The sequence below is a fragment of the Bradyrhizobium prioriisuperbiae genome (assembly GCF_032397745.1).
Classification (GTDB): Bacteria; Pseudomonadota; Alphaproteobacteria; order Rhizobiales; family Xanthobacteraceae; genus Bradyrhizobium_A; species Bradyrhizobium_A prioriisuperbiae.
The window spans coordinates 3,120,036-3,136,586 of the sequence record NZ_CP135921.1 but is presented as its reverse complement, the minus strand read 5'-3'; the positions used below and the strand labels follow the sequence as shown (position 1 = coordinate 3,136,586).

The following is a 16,551-nucleotide window of genomic DNA, read 5'->3' as shown; positions in this document are numbered from 1 at the left end:
GACGCCAACGCCTCGCAAATTTCATGCCCGAATAGCGGAAAGCGGCTCTGGCACACGAGTTGCTAAGAGACTTCCATTCGGCCCGCCAACGTATGCGGAATATCGCCGTCATTATACAAAGAGAGGCGCCGGTCTGTGCAGGCGGCAATTCAAACCACTCCAAACGGCCCTACCGCATCGCCTGACGGCGCGGCCGCGCCGCTGCTGGAGCTGCGCGCCCTGAGCAAGACCTACGGCCAGGTCACGGCGCTGTCCCGGCTGGATGCGACGATCGCCCCCGGCGAATTCGTCACCGTGGTCGGCCCCAGCGGCTGCGGCAAGAGCACGCTGTTCAACATCGTGGCGGGACTGGAGGAGCCCGACGCCGGCGGCATCCTGCGCTTCGAAGGCCGCAGCTGTCATGCGGCGGACCTGCTGGGCCACGTCTCCTTCATGCCGCAGCGGGATCTCTTGCTGCCCTGGCGCAACGTGGTCGACAACGCCATCCTGGCGCTCGAAGTCGAAGGCGTGCCGCGGCCGCAGGCCCGCGCCAAGGCGCTGCGGATGTTGCCGGAGTTCGGGCTTGCCGGCTTCGAGAACCAGTATCCGCATCAATTGTCCGGCGGCATGCGCCAGCGCGTGGCGCTGATGCGCACCTTCCTGTTCGAACGCAACCTGATGCTGCTGGACGAGCCGTTCGGCGCGCTCGATGCACTGACGCGGGCGATGATGCAGCGCTGGTTGCTCGACGTCTGGCAAAAATACCGGCGCACCATCCTGTTCATCACCCATGACGTCGACGAGGCGATCTTCCTCGGGGATCGCGTGCTGGTGATGACTGCCCGCCCCGGCTGCGTGAAGCTCGAACAGGTGGTCGACCTGCCGCGCCCGCGCAAGCCCGACATCGTCACCGCGCCCGACTTCATCCAACTCAAGCGCATTCTGCTCGAAGCGATCGAGGAGGAGAGCATGAAGTCGTTCCAATCCACCGTGGCACAGGAGAAGGTCTCGTGAGCACAAGCCCCGGCAACCAGCCGGTCTCCCTCGACGCACGCAGGATCGATCCCGCCGAATGGGACGCCCGGATGAAGCTCGCCGCCTGCTATCGCATGGTGGCCAGGTTCGGCATGGACGACCTGATCTACAATCACATCTCCGCACGCGTGCCGGGGCACGACGACCAGTTCCTGATCAATCCCTATGGCCTGTTGTTCGACGAGATCACGGCGTCGAGCCTGGTGAAGATCAATCTCGCCGGCGAGAAGCTCGACGACACGCCGCACAGCGTCAATGTCGCGGCGTTCGTCATCCATGCCGCGATCCACACATCGAGCCACGACGCCGCCTGCGTGCTGCACACCCATTCCGACGCCAGTGTCGCCGTCTCCGGTCAGGAGAAGGGCCTGCTGCCGCTCAGCCAGTTTGCGATGCGGTTCTACGATCGCCAGGCCTTCCACGACTATGAAGGCGTCGCCATCGACCTCGACGAGCAGACCCGGCTGGTGCGTGACCTCGGAGCGCACAAGGTCATGCTGATGCGCAACCACGGCATCCTGACGGTCGGCCGCACGCCCGGCGAGGCGTTCATGCTGCTGTATTATTTCGAGCGCGCCGCGCGCATCCAGTTGCAGATGCAGGCCGCCGCGGCTGCCGGCGCAAAGCTGGTGATGCCGCCGCACGAGGTCTGCGAAAAAGCCGCGCGGCAATTCTGGGAATTGCAGGGCGACATTCTGGTGCCCGGAGAACGCGAATGGCCGGCGCTGATGCGCCAGCTCGATCGCACCGACCCGACCTATCGAAATTGATCCTCTCATCTTGATGCCAGGAGCCCGACCATGTTGAGCCGACGCCATGCCCTCGCCGTTGCAGCCGCCGCCGCACTTATGGCTGGCCTTCCGGCTCCTCGCGCTGAAGCCGAGACCCTGACCAAAGCCAGCCTGCGGCTGAAGTGGCTGCCGCAAGCGCAATTCGCCGGCTTCTATGTTGCGGTGGCCAAGGGCTACTACAAGGCTGAGGGTATCGATCTCACCATCAATCCCGGCGGCCCCAATTTGCTGACGGAAAACCTGGTCGCCACCGGCGCCGACACCTTCGGCCTGTCGGGCGGCACCGACAGCGTGTTCGCCGCGCGCGACAAGGGCCTGCCGATCGTCTGCATCGGGATTTCGCACCAGATCACACCGTTCATTTTCGTGACGCGAAAAGACGGCCCGGTGAAGACGCTGCAGGACTTCAAGGGCAAGACGGTGACGACCTGGTTCACCGGCGCCAATCACGTCCTCAACGGCATGCTGGCCAAGGAAGGCATCAAGTCCGACGAATTGAAGATCCAGCCACAGCAGGTCTCGGTGACGCCATTCGTTGACGGCAGCGTCGATGTGGTCACGGCGACTTACTACAACGAGTTCTATACCATCCAGTCGCGGATGCCGAAGGACAGCCTCAAGACCTTCGTGGCCGAAGACTACGGCATCACTTTTCCGCGCGACACGCTGATCGTGTCCGAGACCACGGCGAAGGAAAAGCCCGATCTGGTAAAAGGCTTCCTGCGCGCCTCGATCAAGGGCTGGAAAGACGCCTTCGCCGATCCAAAGGGCGCCGTCGACACCGTGATGGCTGTTGCCCCGACGCTGGACCGCGCGCAGCAGGAGTTCATGCTGACGGAAGTGAGGCGGCTGATGACCGCGGGCAAGGCCAGCGAAAACGGCCTGTTCTGGATCGATCCCGTGGCCGTCAAGACCGCGCATGACTTTTTCCTGAAGTACGCCGTGATTTCCAAGCCGATCGATCTCGCCGCCGCCTATGACGCGAGCTTCATCGACAGCGTGCCGGTTGTGGACCGGCGGCCGTGAGCGCCGGTTCGACGGCGTTGGTCGTCGACAACAAGGCGGCGTCCGGCTGGTCGCTGGTCGCTCTGCTTGGCCCGTTGCGACAGGCGGCGCGGCTGCTGGCCGGCCTCGCCATAGCAGCGCTGGTCTGGGAAGGCGCCGTGCTGCTGCTGGGCATCAAGCCGCATTACCTGCCGCGCCTCAGCACGATCCTCACTGCAATGGCCGCGACGCCGCGGGCTTATGTCGACGGCTTCCTGCGCACGCTGGCTGAAACGCTGATCGGCTTCGTGGCCGGGGGCGGGTTCGGCGTGTTGATCGGCATCGCCTTCTTCCGCCTGCGGGCGCTGCGCGAGATGGCCTTTCCGATTTTCGTGGTGTCGCAGACCATCCCGGTGATCGCCTTCGGCGCCCTGGTGGTGCTGTGGTTCGGCAATACTCTGCTGGCCAAAGCCGTCATCGCCTTCTATCTCACCTTCTTCCCCGTGACCGTGAACACGCTGCTCGGCCTTGAATCGGTCGATCCGAAGCAGGTGGCGCTGATGCGCAGCTTCGGCGCCTCGAACCGCCAGTTGCTGCTGCGGCTGCAACTCCCGACCGCGCTGCCGCAGATCTTCGTGGCGCTGCGGCTGGCGTCGTCACTGAGCCTGGTCGGCGCGATCGTTGGCGAATGGTTCGGCGACACCACCGGCCTCGGCGTGCTGCTGCTGCAGGCCATGTACACAGAGAACGTCACCGCGATCTGGGGCGCCTTGCTGGCGTCGGCGCTGCTCGGCACCGGCTTCTACGCAGTGGTCGCCGCGGCCGAACGGCGCCTGGTGTTTTGGGGAGCGGAGCAATGAGCGCCGCGACACTCCGATCGCCGTCACTCGCGGTCCAGCGCGGCATTCTCGGCGCCCTCCTGCTGGTCGCCTGCTGGGAAGGACTGGCCCGCGGACTGCACCTGCCATCCTACATCCTTCCCGCCGTCAGCGACATCCTGGCCAGCGTCTGGTCGAAGCGCGCGCTGCTGGGCGAAGCGGCAAGTTATACGCTGTTCGAGGCGATCGTCGGTTACGGCCTCGGCTGCCTGATCGGCATCGGCCTCGCTGTCGCCATCACCATGGTGCCGAAACTGCGTGTCGCGATCCTGCCGGTCGCGACCGCCATCAACTCGGTGCCGGTGGTCGGTTATTCGCCGCTGATCCTGCTGTGGTTCGGCATCGGCGTGGCGTCCAAGATCGTGATGGTGGCGATGGCGGTCAGCTTCACGGTGTTCCTGTCGACGCTTGCGGGCCTTGACCGCGTCGATCGCCGCTCGGTCGATCTCTTGCGCAGCTTCGGCGCCGGCCGCCTCTCGATCCTGTGGCGGCTGCGGCTGCCGACGGCCTTGCCGCTGATGCTGGCGGGAATGCGCGTCTCGACCGTGCGCAGCGTCATCGTGGCCATCATCACCGAAATGCTCGGCGCCTATGGCGGCCTCGGCTGGATCATCTACCAGGCCGTGCTGCAGATCGACTTCGTGCAGGTCTGGTCGGCGATTTTCGTGGCGTCCGCGGCAAGCCTGACCTTCTTCGGCCTGATCGGCCTGATCGAACGCAAGATCCTGTTCTGGAAATGAGTCCATCAACGGCAGGGAATGCAGCGGCAGGGAACGGCACATGAAACGACAGATGCATCTGGGCCTGTTCATCCTTGGAACCGGCAGCCATGTCGCCGGCTGGCGCTATCCGGGCGCGGTCGACAGCTTTCAGGATTTTGCAGCGATCCAGCAGATCGGCCGCACTGCCGAGCGCGGCAAGTTCGACCTGATCTTCATGGGCGACAATCTCTACGCCGATGCCGCCGCGCATCCGTCCTACACACTGCGGCTCGAGCCGCTGACCATGCTGGCGGCGCTCGCCTCCTCGACCAGCCGGATCGGGCTCGGCGCCACCGTCTCCACCACCTACAGCGATCCGTTTTCGGTGGCGCGCGTATTCGCCTCGCTGGACCATATCAGCAAGGGACGCGCCGCGTGGAATGCGGTGACGACAGCCAATCCCGCCACCGCCGCCAATTTCGGCACCACGCATCCCGACCATGCCCGCCGCTATGAGATGGCCGACGAATTCCTCGGGGTCGTGAAGGGATTGTGGGACGGCTGGGCTGATGATGCCATCGTCGCCGACCGCACGAGCGGGCTCTACATCGACCCCGCGAAGCTGCGTCCGATCGAGCATGAGGGCTCGTTCTTCAAGGTGAAGGGGCCGCTCAATATCGGCCGCAGCCCGCAGGGTCATCCCGTGGTGCTGCAGGCCGGCGGTTCGGAGGCGGGCCAGGCGCTGGCGGCGCGCACCGCTGACATCGTGTTCTCGGTGGTGCAGGACATCGAGGAGGCCAAAGCCGGTTACGCCGCTCTGAAGGACCGCCTGCCGGCCTTCGGGCGCGCACCGGAGGACGTCACGGTGTTGCCGGGCGTGATGCCGATCGTCGGGCGCACCGACAAGGAGGCGTTCGAAAAACTCGCGGTGCTGCAAAGCTTCGTCAGCGGCAGCAACGCGCTTGCGATCCTGTCGGATCGTTTCGGCCAGGACATGTCGGCCTACGATCTGGACGGACCGATCCCGGACATCACCCTGCCCGACAGCTATCACAGTTTTGCACGGGTCATGTTGTCCAAGGCGCGGCGCGACAACATGACATTGCGCGACCTCTACAATCTCACCGCGGCGGCGCGCGGTCACTGGGTGCTGTGCGGTTCGGCCGAGAGCATCGCCGACACCCTGCAGCAATGGTTCGACGAGCGTGCGGCCGACGGATTCAATGTCATGCCGCCGTACTTCCACGAAGGGTTCGAAGACTTTGTCGACCTGGTGATCCCGATCCTGCAGGAGCGCGGCCTGTTCCGCAGGGACTACGAGGGGACGACATTGCGTGATCACCTGGGGCTGCGGCGCCCAAAGAATACGGCGTTCGAGGCATGAAACTTCTTTGAAAACACTCATGTCCCAGGTGTGCAGATTCCCTCTTTCCTTCTTGTGAAACAACGATTGGCGAGGAGAACGATGATAACTCGACGTGGCGCAGCTAAAGTCGCATGTGCAACCCTGGTTTGGTCGTTCGCGCCTGCGATCGTCCGCGCTGCCACAAAAGCGACAATACGCATGAAGTGGCTGCCGCAAGGTTCTTTTGCCGGCTACTATGTCGCCCTTGAAAAGGGTTACTACCGCGACGAAGGTCTCGACCTCGACATCATTCCAGGCGGACCGAACCTGCTGACCGAGAATTTGGTGGCCACAGAGGCCGATACGTTTGGCCTGTCAGGCGGCACAGACAGTGTCCTCGTTGCCCGCAACAAGGGACTCCCGATCATATGCTTCGGGCTCGCTCATCAAGTCACGCCCTTCGTCTTCGTGACGCGCAAGGATGGCCCCATAAAAACGTTAGGCGACATGAAGGGCAAGCGCGTCGTTGCCTGGTTCACGGGAGCCAATTATGTGCTCGCCGGCATGCTCGCAAAGGCTGGCCTCGGTCCAGACGACATCAAAATCCAGCCTCAACAAGTGAGCGTGACACCATTCACTAATGGCGACGTCGATGTCTGCGCAGCAACCATATATAACGAGCTTTATACAATCGAGCAGCGGCTCGGGCGCGATAATCTCCGAACTTTCATCGCAGAAGATTCGGGAATTACTGTTCCACGCGATACGCTCATCACTTCCGAAAAGATCATGCGGGATAATCCGGCGATGGCTGCCGGTCTTATCCGCGCATCCATCAAAGGATGGAAAGATGTCTTCGCAAGTCCTGCGAACGCCCTGGACACACTTCTGAAAGTCGCTCCGACTCTTGATCGGACCCACGAAGAGTACTCGCTTCGAGAAAACAGACGCCTCCTGACGGCTGGCTCCGCGCCCCAGAATGGATTGCTGTGGCTCGACATGAAGGCCATTCAATCAGCCCATGATTTTTTTCTCCAGAGCAAGGTCATCAACAAGCCGGTTGAGCTCGATCAAGCGTTCAGCCTGGGCCCTCTTCAAACAATCCCAGTCTCCGAAAGGCGCGCCTGACGCCGCAGTCGATGGTCGCCAGTCCTCACCTCGGTCCATTGCCCGCAAGACCCCAGTCGCTGCCGGCGCGAGCCCATCTAAAATCCATAGAGCAAATGCAGAGGAGCGTTCCATGTCCGACAGAAGCGAATTGACCGAGGTTCCGGCCATTGATCTTGGACCATCGTTTGAAGCTGGAGAAACCGGTCGCGATCAGGTGGCCGCCGAAATCAGGCATGCCTGCGAAGAGATCGGCTTCTTTTCGATCATTGGTCATGGCGTCCCCAATTCGGTGATCGAATCACTCCAGCGCGAAGCTCGCGCTTATTTTGCTTTACCGCCCGAGGAAAAACTCAAGACGCCGCAGCCTCCTGAAAAAATCAGCCGCGGCTACAGCCATGTCGGCAGCCGTGGACTGGCGTTTTCGCTTGGCAAAGAAACACCACCAGACCTCCAGGAAAGCTTTGCCATGGGGCCCGTCAAGGCAGCTCCAGCCACCGTCATCGGATCGTCGACGGAAAATTTATTCTTCTTTCCAAACTCATGGCCGACGGACCGCCCGCAGTTCCGAGCCGCATTCGAGGCCTACTACAACGAGATGGATAAACTTGCGGTGCATATCTTGCGCCTGTTCGCGAGGGCGCTGAAGCTCAATGATGACTTCTTCGACAACAAGGTAAATGAGTCGACCAGTACGATGCGGGCGATCTACTACCCGCCGCAAGATCGCATGCCCGTACACGGGCAGCTTCGGGCCGGAGAACATACCGACTACGATACGCTCACCATCCTCAAGGGTGAGGACGTGCCGGGTGGATTGCAAGTCAAGTTACGCCATGGAGGCTGGGTTGACGTGCATCCTCGGAGTGACGCGTTCGTGTGCAATATCGGCGACCTCATGATGCGCTGGACCAACGACGAATGGGTATCAAACCTTCACCGCGTTGCGAATCCGCCACCGGAAGCCATGAAGCTTGGACGCCTCAGCATTCCATTCTTCCACAATCCCAACGTCGATGCAGAAATCCGCTGCATCACATCATTCTATGACAAGGGTACCGGAGAGAAATATCCTCCGGTAAAATTCGGCGACTTCTATCTGTCCAAGCACATGAAAGCCCAGAACATGGCAAAGGCGGAGCACTCAGCTCCTACGGCTTGAATCGGGCCGGTCAGGATCTCGCCCGTAGCGTCTTCGCCAGCATCTCGGTGACGTCGGCGATCGGCTGGCCGTTGCCCTGGACCCGGCTCAGGATCAGCGCGCCCTCGATCGACGAGATTGCCAGCACCGCCAGTTTGCGGGCCTCCGTTTTCGTGAAACCATCCCGCATTAGCGCGGCCGCGATCACGCCACACCAGCCGTCGAACGCCTCGCGGCCGGCGGCCGTCAGTTCGGGAGATTGCGGCGCGGTTTCCAGCAGTGTTGTGGTGATCGGGCAGCCGTCGCGGAATTTCGATTGCGCCATCCAGCCCTGCAGCATCCGGCCATAGGTCTTGATCAGCGCGGCCGCCGACGGCGACTCGCTGGATAACTGTTCGAGTGTTTTAAACACCCGCGCACCGGCGAAACGCACCGCCGCTTCCGCAATCTGGTCCTTGCCGTCGGGGAAATAATGATAGAGCGAGCCCTTGGGGGCGCCGGCGACCTCGGCGATCTCGTTGATGCCGGTGGCGGCATAACCCTGGCGGCGGAACAGCCGCGCCGCGGCTTCGATGATGGCACTGCGGTGTTTCGGCAAGGCACCCATCGGCAGGCATGTCCCGTCATTGATTCGATGCGTCAATATTATATAGACTGATCTAATTAGAAAAGAGAGCAGGAAGGACGATCCATGGAGACTGTTGCCGCCGCTATTCCCGAGGGATTCGCACGACATTTCCGTCGCAGCCCGCTGACCGATCCGTGGGAGCCGCTGTATTCGAAAAAGACCGAGCAGGCCGTTTTCATCGGACTGTGGATTGCCGAGCCGCACACCAATTCCAAGGGGCTCGCCCATGGCGGGCTGATCACGGCGTTGGCCGACAACGCAATGGGGCTGAGCTGCGCCATGCATGCCTCCGAGCCGACCGGGCTTTTGACCATCAGCCTCGGGATGGACTTTGTCGGCTCGGCGAACAAGGGACAATGGCTTCAGGTCGAAACCAATTTCGTCAAGACCGGCGGCTCAATCTGCTTCGCCCAGTGCCTGGTCAGCGCCGATGGTGTGCCCTGCGCGCGCGGCAATGCGACGTTCAAGGTACTGCGGAAACGACCGTCGTAAAGGGTGGCGCGCCCGCCATCTCGCTGAAGCGCCAATTGCAGATTTCGATCGCGAGATCGACAAACGCGCGCACTTTGGCCGAGAGCAGGCGGGACGCCGGATAGATGATGTGGATCGGTCGCGGCGGGAATTCGAACGCGGTCAGGACCGCCTGCAGGCGCCCGGCGGCAATTCCCTCCTGGGCCTGATAGGCCTGCACCATGGCAAGCCCACCGCCCTGCTCGGCATGCCAGATGCCGGCATCCGCGCTGCTGGTGATATAACGCGGCGCGATCGGCACGCGGATCAGCCGGCCGTCCTGCAAAAAGCGCCATTCGGTCGACGGCACGATGATCGAGCAATGGATGATGTCGTGGGTGCGTACATCCACAGGCTTCATCGGCACGCCGCGCCGCGCGAGGTAGTCGGGAGACGCGACCACCACGCGGTACATGTCGCCGACATTCTTCGCCACCACGCTGGAATCGGGCAGGTGGCCGATGCGGACGGCGACATCGATGCCGTCTTCCACCAGATTGACGGTGCGATCGGACAGCCGCAGTTCGCCGGTGACGTCGGGATAGCGCCGCAGGTATTCCGACATCAGCGGATTGACGTGCAGCCGCCCGAACATCAGTGGCGCGGACACGATGAGATGTCCCGACGGACGGGTGCGCTCGGCGCGGGCGGATCCCTCCGCCTCCTCGACATCGGCCAAGATGCGGCGCGCCCGCTCCAGATAATGTTCACCGATATCGGTCAGCGCCACCGAGCGCGTGGTCCGCTGCAGCAATCGCGCCCCGACCCGCTCCTCCAGCGCCGCCACCAGCCGGGTGACCGCCGAGGGCGACACATTCAGCTTGCGGGCGGCTGGCGCGAACCCTTTGAGATCGGCAACGGCGACAAAAGCTTCCATGGCTTCGATACGATCCATGGAACTATTCCATATTCGGCAATAATGAAGTGTCAAGGACGACAATTGTCCCTGAAAACGGTTGCCTTATGTTCCCTGATAGAAACCGGCACTGGTCTGGAAACCAGACGTGATCCGGTCACCCAACAGGTGTGAGATGGACAGCCATTTTGCAGTTTCCAGCGACATCGCATTCACCCCGACCGTCAAGGCGATCCAGACCCGCAAGGGCTCGCGGCGGGCCTATGAACACAATGGCGAATGGGAAACCGAAATCACCGACGATCTGGCCGGCTTCATCGCCGAGCAGACCAGCATCTTTTTCGCCACCGCGACAGCGGACGGCCAGCCCTATATCCAGCACCGCGGCGGACCGCCGGGCTTCATCCGGATTCTCGACCGCAAGCGGCTGGCGTTTGCGGATTTCAGCGGCAACCGGCAGTACATCAGCCAGGGCAACCTTCACGATAACCCGAAGGCCTACATCTTCCTGATCGACTATGTGCACCGGCGCCGGGTGAAGATCTGGGGCACGGCGCGGGTGATCGAGGATGATCCCGAGTTGATGCGCGCGCTGATGCCGGAGGGCTACAAGGCGCGGCCCGAGCAGGTCATCGTGTTCGAGGTCGGCGCCTGGAGCGCCAACTGCCCGCAGCACATTCCGCAGCGGTTCGATGCCGCCGATGTCGCCGCCGCCATCGGCGCACGCGATGCGAAGATCGCGGCGCTGGAGGCGGAGCTCGCGGCCCTGAAGGGCCCGCAGGCGGCAGCGCCGGAGAGCGCCGCCACGCCGCAGCCATCCTAGAGCTTTTTCCGTTCCGATAGAATCGGAACGGAAGCTCTAGATTTTTGTTTTGACGCGTTTTCTCCGCGCAAACGCTTCGCGTTTGTCGCGGGGAACCGGTGTCCACTTCGCTGGAAAACGCTCTGATCACGCCGCAAGCGGCTGCCAGGCATGCTCCGGATAGTATCGGGCCATCATGCGATCGACATAGGCGGCCAAATTCTTGAACTGCAGCGCGCGCTGGCGCAGCGGTGAGTCAAAGAACGGTGTCATGAGGCCCGCAAGAGCGGCGAACGTCGTTGCATCGAGACTGCTGGGACGTTCGCCCATCAGATACGGGTGATCTCCCAGAATCAGCGACAGCGCCGACAACGAACGGGCGCCGAGTTCGACAATCTCGTCCGGCGCATGACGGGCGAGGCCCGCGACCCGCATGCTCTCCGCCACGCGGCCCTGGATGTCCTCGACAACGGCTGCACGCATATGCTCGGGCACGCCGTCAAAAAACCGTGCTGGCCCCTTCTCGAAATTCTCCGGCAGCATCCAGCGGGCATACCCCGACGCCCAGTTCAGATGATTCTCGATCATCCGCTCGGTCGCCCAGGCTTCCGCGCGCTGGCGCGGGCTGAGCCCTTCATCGAGGTCGAGTCCGTGGGTTGTCTCGATGTGGACGCGGATGAAGGTGGAATCGGCCACTCGCTGCTCACCGTCGTCGATATAGGGCAACTGGCCCTTGGGCGAGCTGTCGGGCATCGTTCCCGGCTGCTTGAGGTAGTCCAGTCCGGCCATCTTGAGCTGGACCTCGGTCTTGGTCACGTAGGGGCTGATTTCCGGGAGACCGAAGCCGGCTCCGATGGCGTAAAGCGTGATCATGTTGGCATCCTCTGGCGTTGCGCGTTGAAAAGATGCCGTTTTCTAGCTACCCCCTGCTGCCACCATGCTGTCAGCAGTGAACGTGTAACTGGAAGTTTAACGATGCGGCGGGCCGACCGGCTGTTCCAGATCATCCAGGTGCTCCGGCGAACCGGGCGCCCGATCACAGCCGATGCCATTGCCGCGGAGCTTGAGACCTCGAAGCGCACGATCTACCGCGATATCGCCACCCTGATGGCACAGCGCGTCCCGATCCGCGGCGAGGCCGGAACCGGTTATGTGCTGGAAAGGGGTTTTGACATGCCGCCGCTGATGCTGACACCCGACGAGATCGAAGCCGCCGTGCTTGGCGCACAATGGGTGGCCGGTCGTGCTGACCCGGTACTGGCGAACGCTGCGCGCGACCTGATCGCCAAGATCGCCTACACGGTGCCGGAACGGCTGCGGCCGCTGGCGCTGGAGCCGGCCAGCCGCACCCCGCCGAAGTTCGATGTGCCTGACGACCGCATCGATGTGGTGCGCCTGCGCGGCCACATTCATGCCGGTAAGAAGCTCACGCTGCATTACCGTGACGAACGGGGACAAACGACAGAGCGAACCGTCTGGCCGGTCGCGATCGGCTATCTGGACACCGTGCGGCACCTGGTAGCGTGGTGCGAGCTGCGCGAGGGCTTTCGCAGTTTCCGCATCGAGCGGATCACCGATGCGACCTTCCTGGACGAAAAATATCCGGAGCGGCGCGCAGCGTTGCGGGCGAAATGGATGAAGACATTCACACAGCCGCGTCCGCACGAGCCAACGCCATGAGCGCAGATGAGAGCCTTTGCCAGTCCTGCGGCGCCTGCTGCAGCTATTCGTCGAACTGGCCGCGATTCACCATCGAGGACGATGCGGCACTGGACCTGATCCCCGCGCATCTGGTCAACGACCGGCTCTCGGGCATGCGCTGTGAGGGTGACCGTTGCTGCGCCCTGGCCGGCAAAATCGGCGAGACGACATCGTGCGGGATTTATGCGGTGCGGCCGGAGGTGTGCCGGACCTGCGAACCCGGCGACCCGGAATGCACCATGGCGCGGCGCCGATTCGGGATGAACGCGCTGCCAACGCGCGAGTGACGCGTCAAAGCAAAACGCCGAAAGCCGGGATCAGGCGATCGCCGGTGCAGCCAGCTCGAGATCGTCGTCGACTTCCTCCATCGCCGGAACCGCACTGAGCGGAGCCGTCGACAGCGTGATCGACTTGCGATGCCCCGACGACACAACGGGCCGTGCAGACGGTGTCGTGCGTGAGATGGCGAACAATGTCGCCCCTACGCGACCGCCAAGCTGAATCAGATCGCGCTCCTCGCAGCTTGCTGCGATCGCAACCCCCATGGCGTGAAGATGGCTTCGCTTGTAGCAGTAGAGTGCGAGCATGGCGCGGATATCGGCGGATACCGAGGCGACCAGCGCCGGCAAGCCGTTTTCATTCGCGCGGTACAACTGCCCCAGCAGGTCGTCTCCGACGGGACAGGCATCATTTTCAAAAGCGACGCGTCCAGACCACATGCGAATTCTCCTGAGACAGAGAATGCGACGTAAAATCCTAACGACTGGTTAACCAATGAACGTAGGAACCAACTTTTGGACGGTTGGCCTGTAAAAAATTAGCTTTCCAGAAAGGTTGCAGCGTCAGCGAGCTTCGCGCGATTCGTTCGGTAGCTGTTGGCGGCGTGCTCGCCCTCCGCGAACCCGAACGAAATGCCGCACACCACCCGCCGGTCCTCGCCAAGGCCGAAGTGCGTGCGGATCAGGCCGGAAAAGCCGGCCAGCGCCGCCTGGGGGATGGTGGCCACGCCGAGCGCCTGAGCCGCGAGCAGGAAGTTGTTCACATAGCCGCCGCAGTCGACCGCGCCGTAAACCCCAAGCGCCTCGTCGGACGAGATGATGGCCACATGCGGCGCGCCGAACAGCTTGAAGTTCTGCAGGGTCTGCCGCTTGTAACCCTCCTTGTCGCCGCGCTCGATCCCCAGCGCATTGTAGAGCTGGAAGCCGCTCTCGCGCCGGCGGTCGAGATAGACCCCCTTGTACTCGCGCGGGAACGGAAAGTCGGACTGGGCACCGTGTGCCGTGCCGGTTCCCGTCGCCGCATCATGGATCGCCTCGCTGAACCGCCGTGCGGCGTCGCCGCTGGCGATGATCACCTGCCACGGCTGGCTGTTGCACCAGGACGCGGTGCGCTGGGCGGCGCTGAGAATGCGCTCGATGGTGGCGCGCGGCACCAGGTCGGAACGGAAGGCGCGGCAGGAGTAGCGTTCGACAAGCAGGCTCTCGAGCGCTTCGATACGCTCGCCGGAAGATGACGTCATGACGATAATCCTTGGATGGGCTCAGCGGCCCTTGGTCGGAACCTTGTTGAACGGCACATCCTTGTCGACGCGAATGTCGCCCGGCAAACCCAGCACCCGCTCCGCGATGATGTTGCGCATGATCTCATCAGTGCCGCCAGCGATGCGGCCCGACGGCGAACTCAGCACCATCGCCTGAAACTGCCCGGCGGCTTCGGCAACGGCGGGATCGGTGAGAGCGCCGGCGGCGCCCTGCAGCTCGGTCGCGAACATCGCGATGTCCTGCAGCATCGGGCCGGCCACCAGCTTGCCGATCGAGTTCTCGGGGCCCGGCCGCTCGCCGCGCGACAGCGACGAGATCGCGCGATAGCTGGTGTATTTCAGGCCGCTGTTGCGCACCGCCCAGGTGGCGAGCTTGGAGCGCACCGCGCGATCGTCCAGCGCGGGGCCATTCTCGGTCACCAGATTGCTGCAGAAATCGAAGATTTCCTGGAATCCTGTCGAGAGCCGCGCGCCGATCGACATCCGCTCGTTCATCAGTGTGGTCAGCGACACGTTCCAGCCGTCGCCCACGGCACCGAGCCGCTGCGAATCGGGAATCCGCACGTCGGTGAAATACACCTCGTTGAATTCCTGCTGGCCGCTGGCCTGCTTGATCGGCTTCACCTCGACGCCCGGGCTCTTCATGTCCAGGAAGAACATGGTGAGGCCCTTGTGCTTGGGCACGTTGGGATCGGTGCGGGTGATCAGGATGCCCCAGTCCGAATAGTGCGCGCCGCTGGTCCAGATCTTCTGGCCGTTGACGATCCAGTCCGAGCCCTGCTTCTCCGCCCTGGTGCGCAGACCCGCCACGTCGGATCCGGCCGATGGCTCCGAAAACAGCTGGCACCAGACATGCTCGCCCGAGGCCATCGGCGGCAGATGAGTTTTCTTCTGCTCCTCGCCGGCATAACTCATCAGGGTCGGGCCGCACATGCCCTGCCCGATCATGAAGACGCCGCCGAGCTTGCCGTAGATGCCTTCTTCCTGCTGCCAGATCACCCGCTCGATCGGCGACGCGCCGCGGCCACCAAATTCCTTGGGCCAGTGCAGGCAGGCCCAGCCGCCATCGGACTTCTTCTTTTGCCAGGCTTTCGAGGCATCGACGATGTTGCCATGGTCGAGCTTGATGCGCCCGATCGACGGCCGCGACAGCTCGGCCTCGAGCTCTTTCGGCGCGTTGGCGGCGATCCAGTCTCTAGCCTGCTTGCGAAACGCGGCTTCCTGCGGAGTATCATCGAAATTCATCGCTCTGATCCTTTGTGTCCGACGATCCTTAGTGTCAGATGCGGCTTACGCCGCCGTCAGCGTCCCTTGGTCGGAATCTTGTTGAACGGAACATCCTTGTCGACGCGGATATCGCCGGGCAGGCCCAGCACCCGCTCGGCGATGATGTTGCGCAGGATCTCGTCGGTACCGCCCTCGACGCGGGTGGCCGGCGAGCGCAGCAGCATGGCCTGGAATTTGCCGCCGAGTTCGGCCTGTTCGGGCGACGAGACCACGCCGGCGGCGCCCTGCAGATCCAGCGCGTAGGTCGCGACATCCTGGATCATCGATCCCGCCACCAGCTTGCCGATGGAATTCTCGGGGCCGGGACGTTCGCCACGCGACAACGCCGAGATGGCGCGGAAGCTGGTGTATTTGAGGCCGCTCGCCCGCACCGCCCAGTTGGCGAGCTTGGAGCGCACCGCACGGTCGTCAAGCGCGGGGCCGTCGCCCAGTGTCAGGTTCGCGCAGAACGCAAACAGCTCGGGGAAACCGGTCGCCACATTGGCGCCGATCGACATCCGCTCGTTCATCAGCGTGGTCAACGACACATTCCAGCCGTCACCAACCGCGCCGAGGCGTTGCGCGTCCGGAATGCGGACATTGGTGAAGTAGACTTCGTTGAACTCGGCCTGGCCATTGGCCTGCTTGATCGGCTTGATCTCGACGCCCGGGCTCTTCATGTCCAGGAAGAACATGGTGAGGCCCTTGTGCTTGGGCACGGTGGGATCGGTGCGGGTGATCAGGATGCCGTGGTCTGAATAGTGAGCGCCACTGGTCCAGATCTTCTGGCCGTTGATGATCCAGTCGTCGCCGTCGCGTTCGGCGCGGGTGCGCAGGCCCGCCACATCCGATCCGCCCGCCGGCTCGGAGAACAGCTGGCACCAGACCTTCTCGCCCGACGCCAGCGGCGGCAGGTACTCGCGCTTCTGGTCCTCGCTGGCGTAAGCCATCATGGTCGGGCCGCACATGCCGTGGCCGATGATGAACAGACCGCTCAGCTTGCCGAATACGCCTTCTTCCTGCTGCCAGATCACCCGTTCGATCGGCGTCGCGCCGCGACCGCCATAATCCTTTGGCCAGTGCAGGCACGCCCAGCCGGCATCGGCCTTCTTCTTCTGCCAGGCCTTGCCGACCTCAAGGATGTTGGCGCCCTTGAGCTGCACACGGCCAAGCGAGGCCTTGGCGAGTTCGTCCTTGTATTGATGCGGCGCATTGGCGGATATCCAGTCCCGCGCTTCGGCGCGGAACGCGGCTTCCTGCGGGGTGTCGTCGAAATTCATCGGCCGG

General features: G+C 63.0%; 19 protein-coding genes. 12 read left to right on the top strand and 7 right to left on the bottom strand.

The genetic code is table 11. The features are described 5' to 3' along the window. Positions 1 to 135 precede the first annotated feature (135 nt). The 8 genes from RS897_RS14715 to RS897_RS14680 all read left to right on the top strand — a co-directional run bounded on the left by RS897_RS14715 (position 136) and on the right by RS897_RS14680 (position 7,982). Complete coding sequence (locus RS897_RS14715) at positions 136 to 993, top strand: ABC transporter ATP-binding protein (protein ID WP_315837255.1); 858 nt, start codon at positions 136 to 138, stop codon at positions 991 to 993. Beyond that, positions 990 to 1,784, top strand: coding sequence for a class II aldolase/adducin family protein (locus RS897_RS14710; protein ID WP_315837254.1), 795 nt, complete (start codon positions 990 to 992; stop codon positions 1,782 to 1,784). The genes RS897_RS14715 and RS897_RS14710 overlap by 4 nt, the downstream gene beginning before the upstream one ends. Positions 1,785 to 1,814: 30 nt before the next feature. Then, positions 1,815 to 2,831 carry an ABC transporter substrate-binding protein gene (locus RS897_RS14705; RefSeq protein WP_315837253.1) on the top strand — a complete coding sequence of 339 codons (1,017 nt, stop codon included), beginning with the start codon at positions 1,815 to 1,817 and terminating at the stop codon, positions 2,829 to 2,831. Further along, the gene (locus RS897_RS14700; RefSeq protein ID WP_315837252.1) at positions 2,828 to 3,649 is read left to right on the top strand and encodes an ABC transporter permease; all 822 of its coding nucleotides are present in this window, start codon (positions 2,828 to 2,830) and stop codon (positions 3,647 to 3,649) included. The genes RS897_RS14705 and RS897_RS14700 overlap by 4 nt, the downstream gene beginning before the upstream one ends. Continuing rightward, positions 3,646 to 4,407 carry an ABC transporter permease gene (locus tag RS897_RS14695; protein ID WP_315837251.1) on the top strand — a complete coding sequence of 254 codons (762 nt, stop codon included), beginning with the start codon at positions 3,646 to 3,648 and terminating at the stop codon, positions 4,405 to 4,407. Before RS897_RS14700 ends, RS897_RS14695 begins: the two co-directional genes overlap by 4 nt. Positions 4,408 to 4,447: 40 nt before the next feature. Further along, positions 4,448 to 5,752 (top strand): LLM class flavin-dependent oxidoreductase, encoded by a 1,305-nt coding sequence (locus RS897_RS14690; protein ID WP_315837250.1) that lies wholly within the window; start codon positions 4,448 to 4,450, stop codon positions 5,750 to 5,752. A 180-nt stretch (positions 5,753 to 5,932) separates the two neighbouring features. Next, positions 5,933 to 6,841 (top strand): ABC transporter substrate-binding protein, encoded by a 909-nt coding sequence (locus RS897_RS14685; protein WP_315837249.1) that lies wholly within the window; start codon positions 5,933 to 5,935, stop codon positions 6,839 to 6,841. 112 nt (positions 6,842 to 6,953) lie between these two features. After that, positions 6,954 to 7,982, top strand: a complete 1,029-nt coding sequence (locus tag RS897_RS14680) for an isopenicillin N synthase family dioxygenase (protein ID WP_315837248.1) — start codon at positions 6,954 to 6,956, stop codon at positions 7,980 to 7,982. A gap of 10 nt (positions 7,983 to 7,992) precedes the next feature. On the opposite strand, the gene RS897_RS14675 is transcribed toward RS897_RS14680, so the two are convergent. Further along, positions 7,993 to 8,568 (bottom strand): TetR/AcrR family transcriptional regulator, encoded by a 576-nt coding sequence (locus RS897_RS14675; RefSeq protein ID WP_315837247.1) that lies wholly within the window; start codon positions 8,566 to 8,568, stop codon positions 7,993 to 7,995. An 84-nt stretch (positions 8,569 to 8,652) separates the two neighbouring features. Here RS897_RS14675 and RS897_RS14670 point away from each other — a divergent pair, with 84 nt between their 5' ends. Beyond that, positions 8,653 to 9,081, top strand: coding sequence for a PaaI family thioesterase (locus RS897_RS14670; RefSeq protein ID WP_315837246.1), 429 nt, complete (start codon positions 8,653 to 8,655; stop codon positions 9,079 to 9,081). Here the strand turns inward: RS897_RS14670 and RS897_RS14665 are convergent. Continuing rightward, positions 9,053 to 9,994, bottom strand: coding sequence for a LysR family transcriptional regulator (locus RS897_RS14665; RefSeq protein ID WP_315837245.1), 942 nt, complete (start codon positions 9,992 to 9,994; stop codon positions 9,053 to 9,055). The two genes, RS897_RS14670 and RS897_RS14665, sit on opposite strands and share 29 nt — an antisense overlap. 136 nt (positions 9,995 to 10,130) lie before the next feature. Between RS897_RS14665 and RS897_RS14660 the strand changes: the two genes are divergently transcribed. Further along, a complete protein-coding gene (locus RS897_RS14660; RefSeq protein WP_315837244.1) occupies positions 10,131 to 10,778 on the top strand; it encodes a pyridoxamine 5'-phosphate oxidase family protein in 648 nt (215 codons plus the stop codon). Positions 10,779 to 10,904: 126 nt separating this feature from the next. On the opposite strand, the gene RS897_RS14655 is transcribed toward RS897_RS14660, so the two are convergent. Beyond that, positions 10,905 to 11,630 carry a glutathione S-transferase family protein gene (locus RS897_RS14655; RefSeq protein ID WP_315837243.1) on the bottom strand — a complete coding sequence of 242 codons (726 nt, stop codon included), beginning with the start codon at positions 11,628 to 11,630 and terminating at the stop codon, positions 10,905 to 10,907. Positions 11,631 to 11,732: 102 nt separating this feature from the next. Here RS897_RS14655 and RS897_RS14650 point away from each other — a divergent pair, with 102 nt between their 5' ends. Further along, the gene (locus tag RS897_RS14650; protein WP_315837242.1) at positions 11,733 to 12,437 is read left to right on the top strand and encodes a helix-turn-helix transcriptional regulator; all 705 of its coding nucleotides are present in this window, start codon (positions 11,733 to 11,735) and stop codon (positions 12,435 to 12,437) included. Next, a complete protein-coding gene (locus tag RS897_RS14645; protein WP_315837241.1) occupies positions 12,434 to 12,745 on the top strand; it encodes a YkgJ family cysteine cluster protein in 312 nt (103 codons plus the stop codon). The genes RS897_RS14650 and RS897_RS14645 overlap by 4 nt, the downstream gene beginning before the upstream one ends. Before the next feature lie 30 nt (positions 12,746 to 12,775). On the opposite strand, the gene RS897_RS14640 is transcribed toward RS897_RS14645, so the two are convergent. The 4 genes from RS897_RS14640 to RS897_RS14625 form a co-directional block, all read right to left on the bottom strand. Further along, positions 12,776 to 13,177 (bottom strand): hypothetical protein, encoded by a 402-nt coding sequence (locus RS897_RS14640; protein WP_315837240.1) that lies wholly within the window; start codon positions 13,175 to 13,177, stop codon positions 12,776 to 12,778. A gap of 98 nt (positions 13,178 to 13,275) precedes the next feature. Next, on the bottom strand, positions 13,276 to 13,977 hold the full coding sequence (locus RS897_RS14635) for a nitroreductase (RefSeq protein WP_315837239.1): 702 nt from the start codon (positions 13,975 to 13,977) through the stop codon (positions 13,276 to 13,278). 21 nt (positions 13,978 to 13,998) lie between these two features. Continuing rightward, on the bottom strand, positions 13,999 to 15,243 hold the full coding sequence (locus RS897_RS14630; RefSeq protein WP_315837238.1) for an acyl-CoA dehydrogenase: 1,245 nt from the start codon (positions 15,241 to 15,243) through the stop codon (positions 13,999 to 14,001). 56 nt (positions 15,244 to 15,299) lie between these two features. Continuing rightward, the gene (locus RS897_RS14625) at positions 15,300 to 16,544 is read right to left on the bottom strand and encodes an acyl-CoA dehydrogenase (protein WP_315837237.1); all 1,245 of its coding nucleotides are present in this window, start codon (positions 16,542 to 16,544) and stop codon (positions 15,300 to 15,302) included. Positions 16,545 to 16,551: the final 7 nt, after the last annotated feature.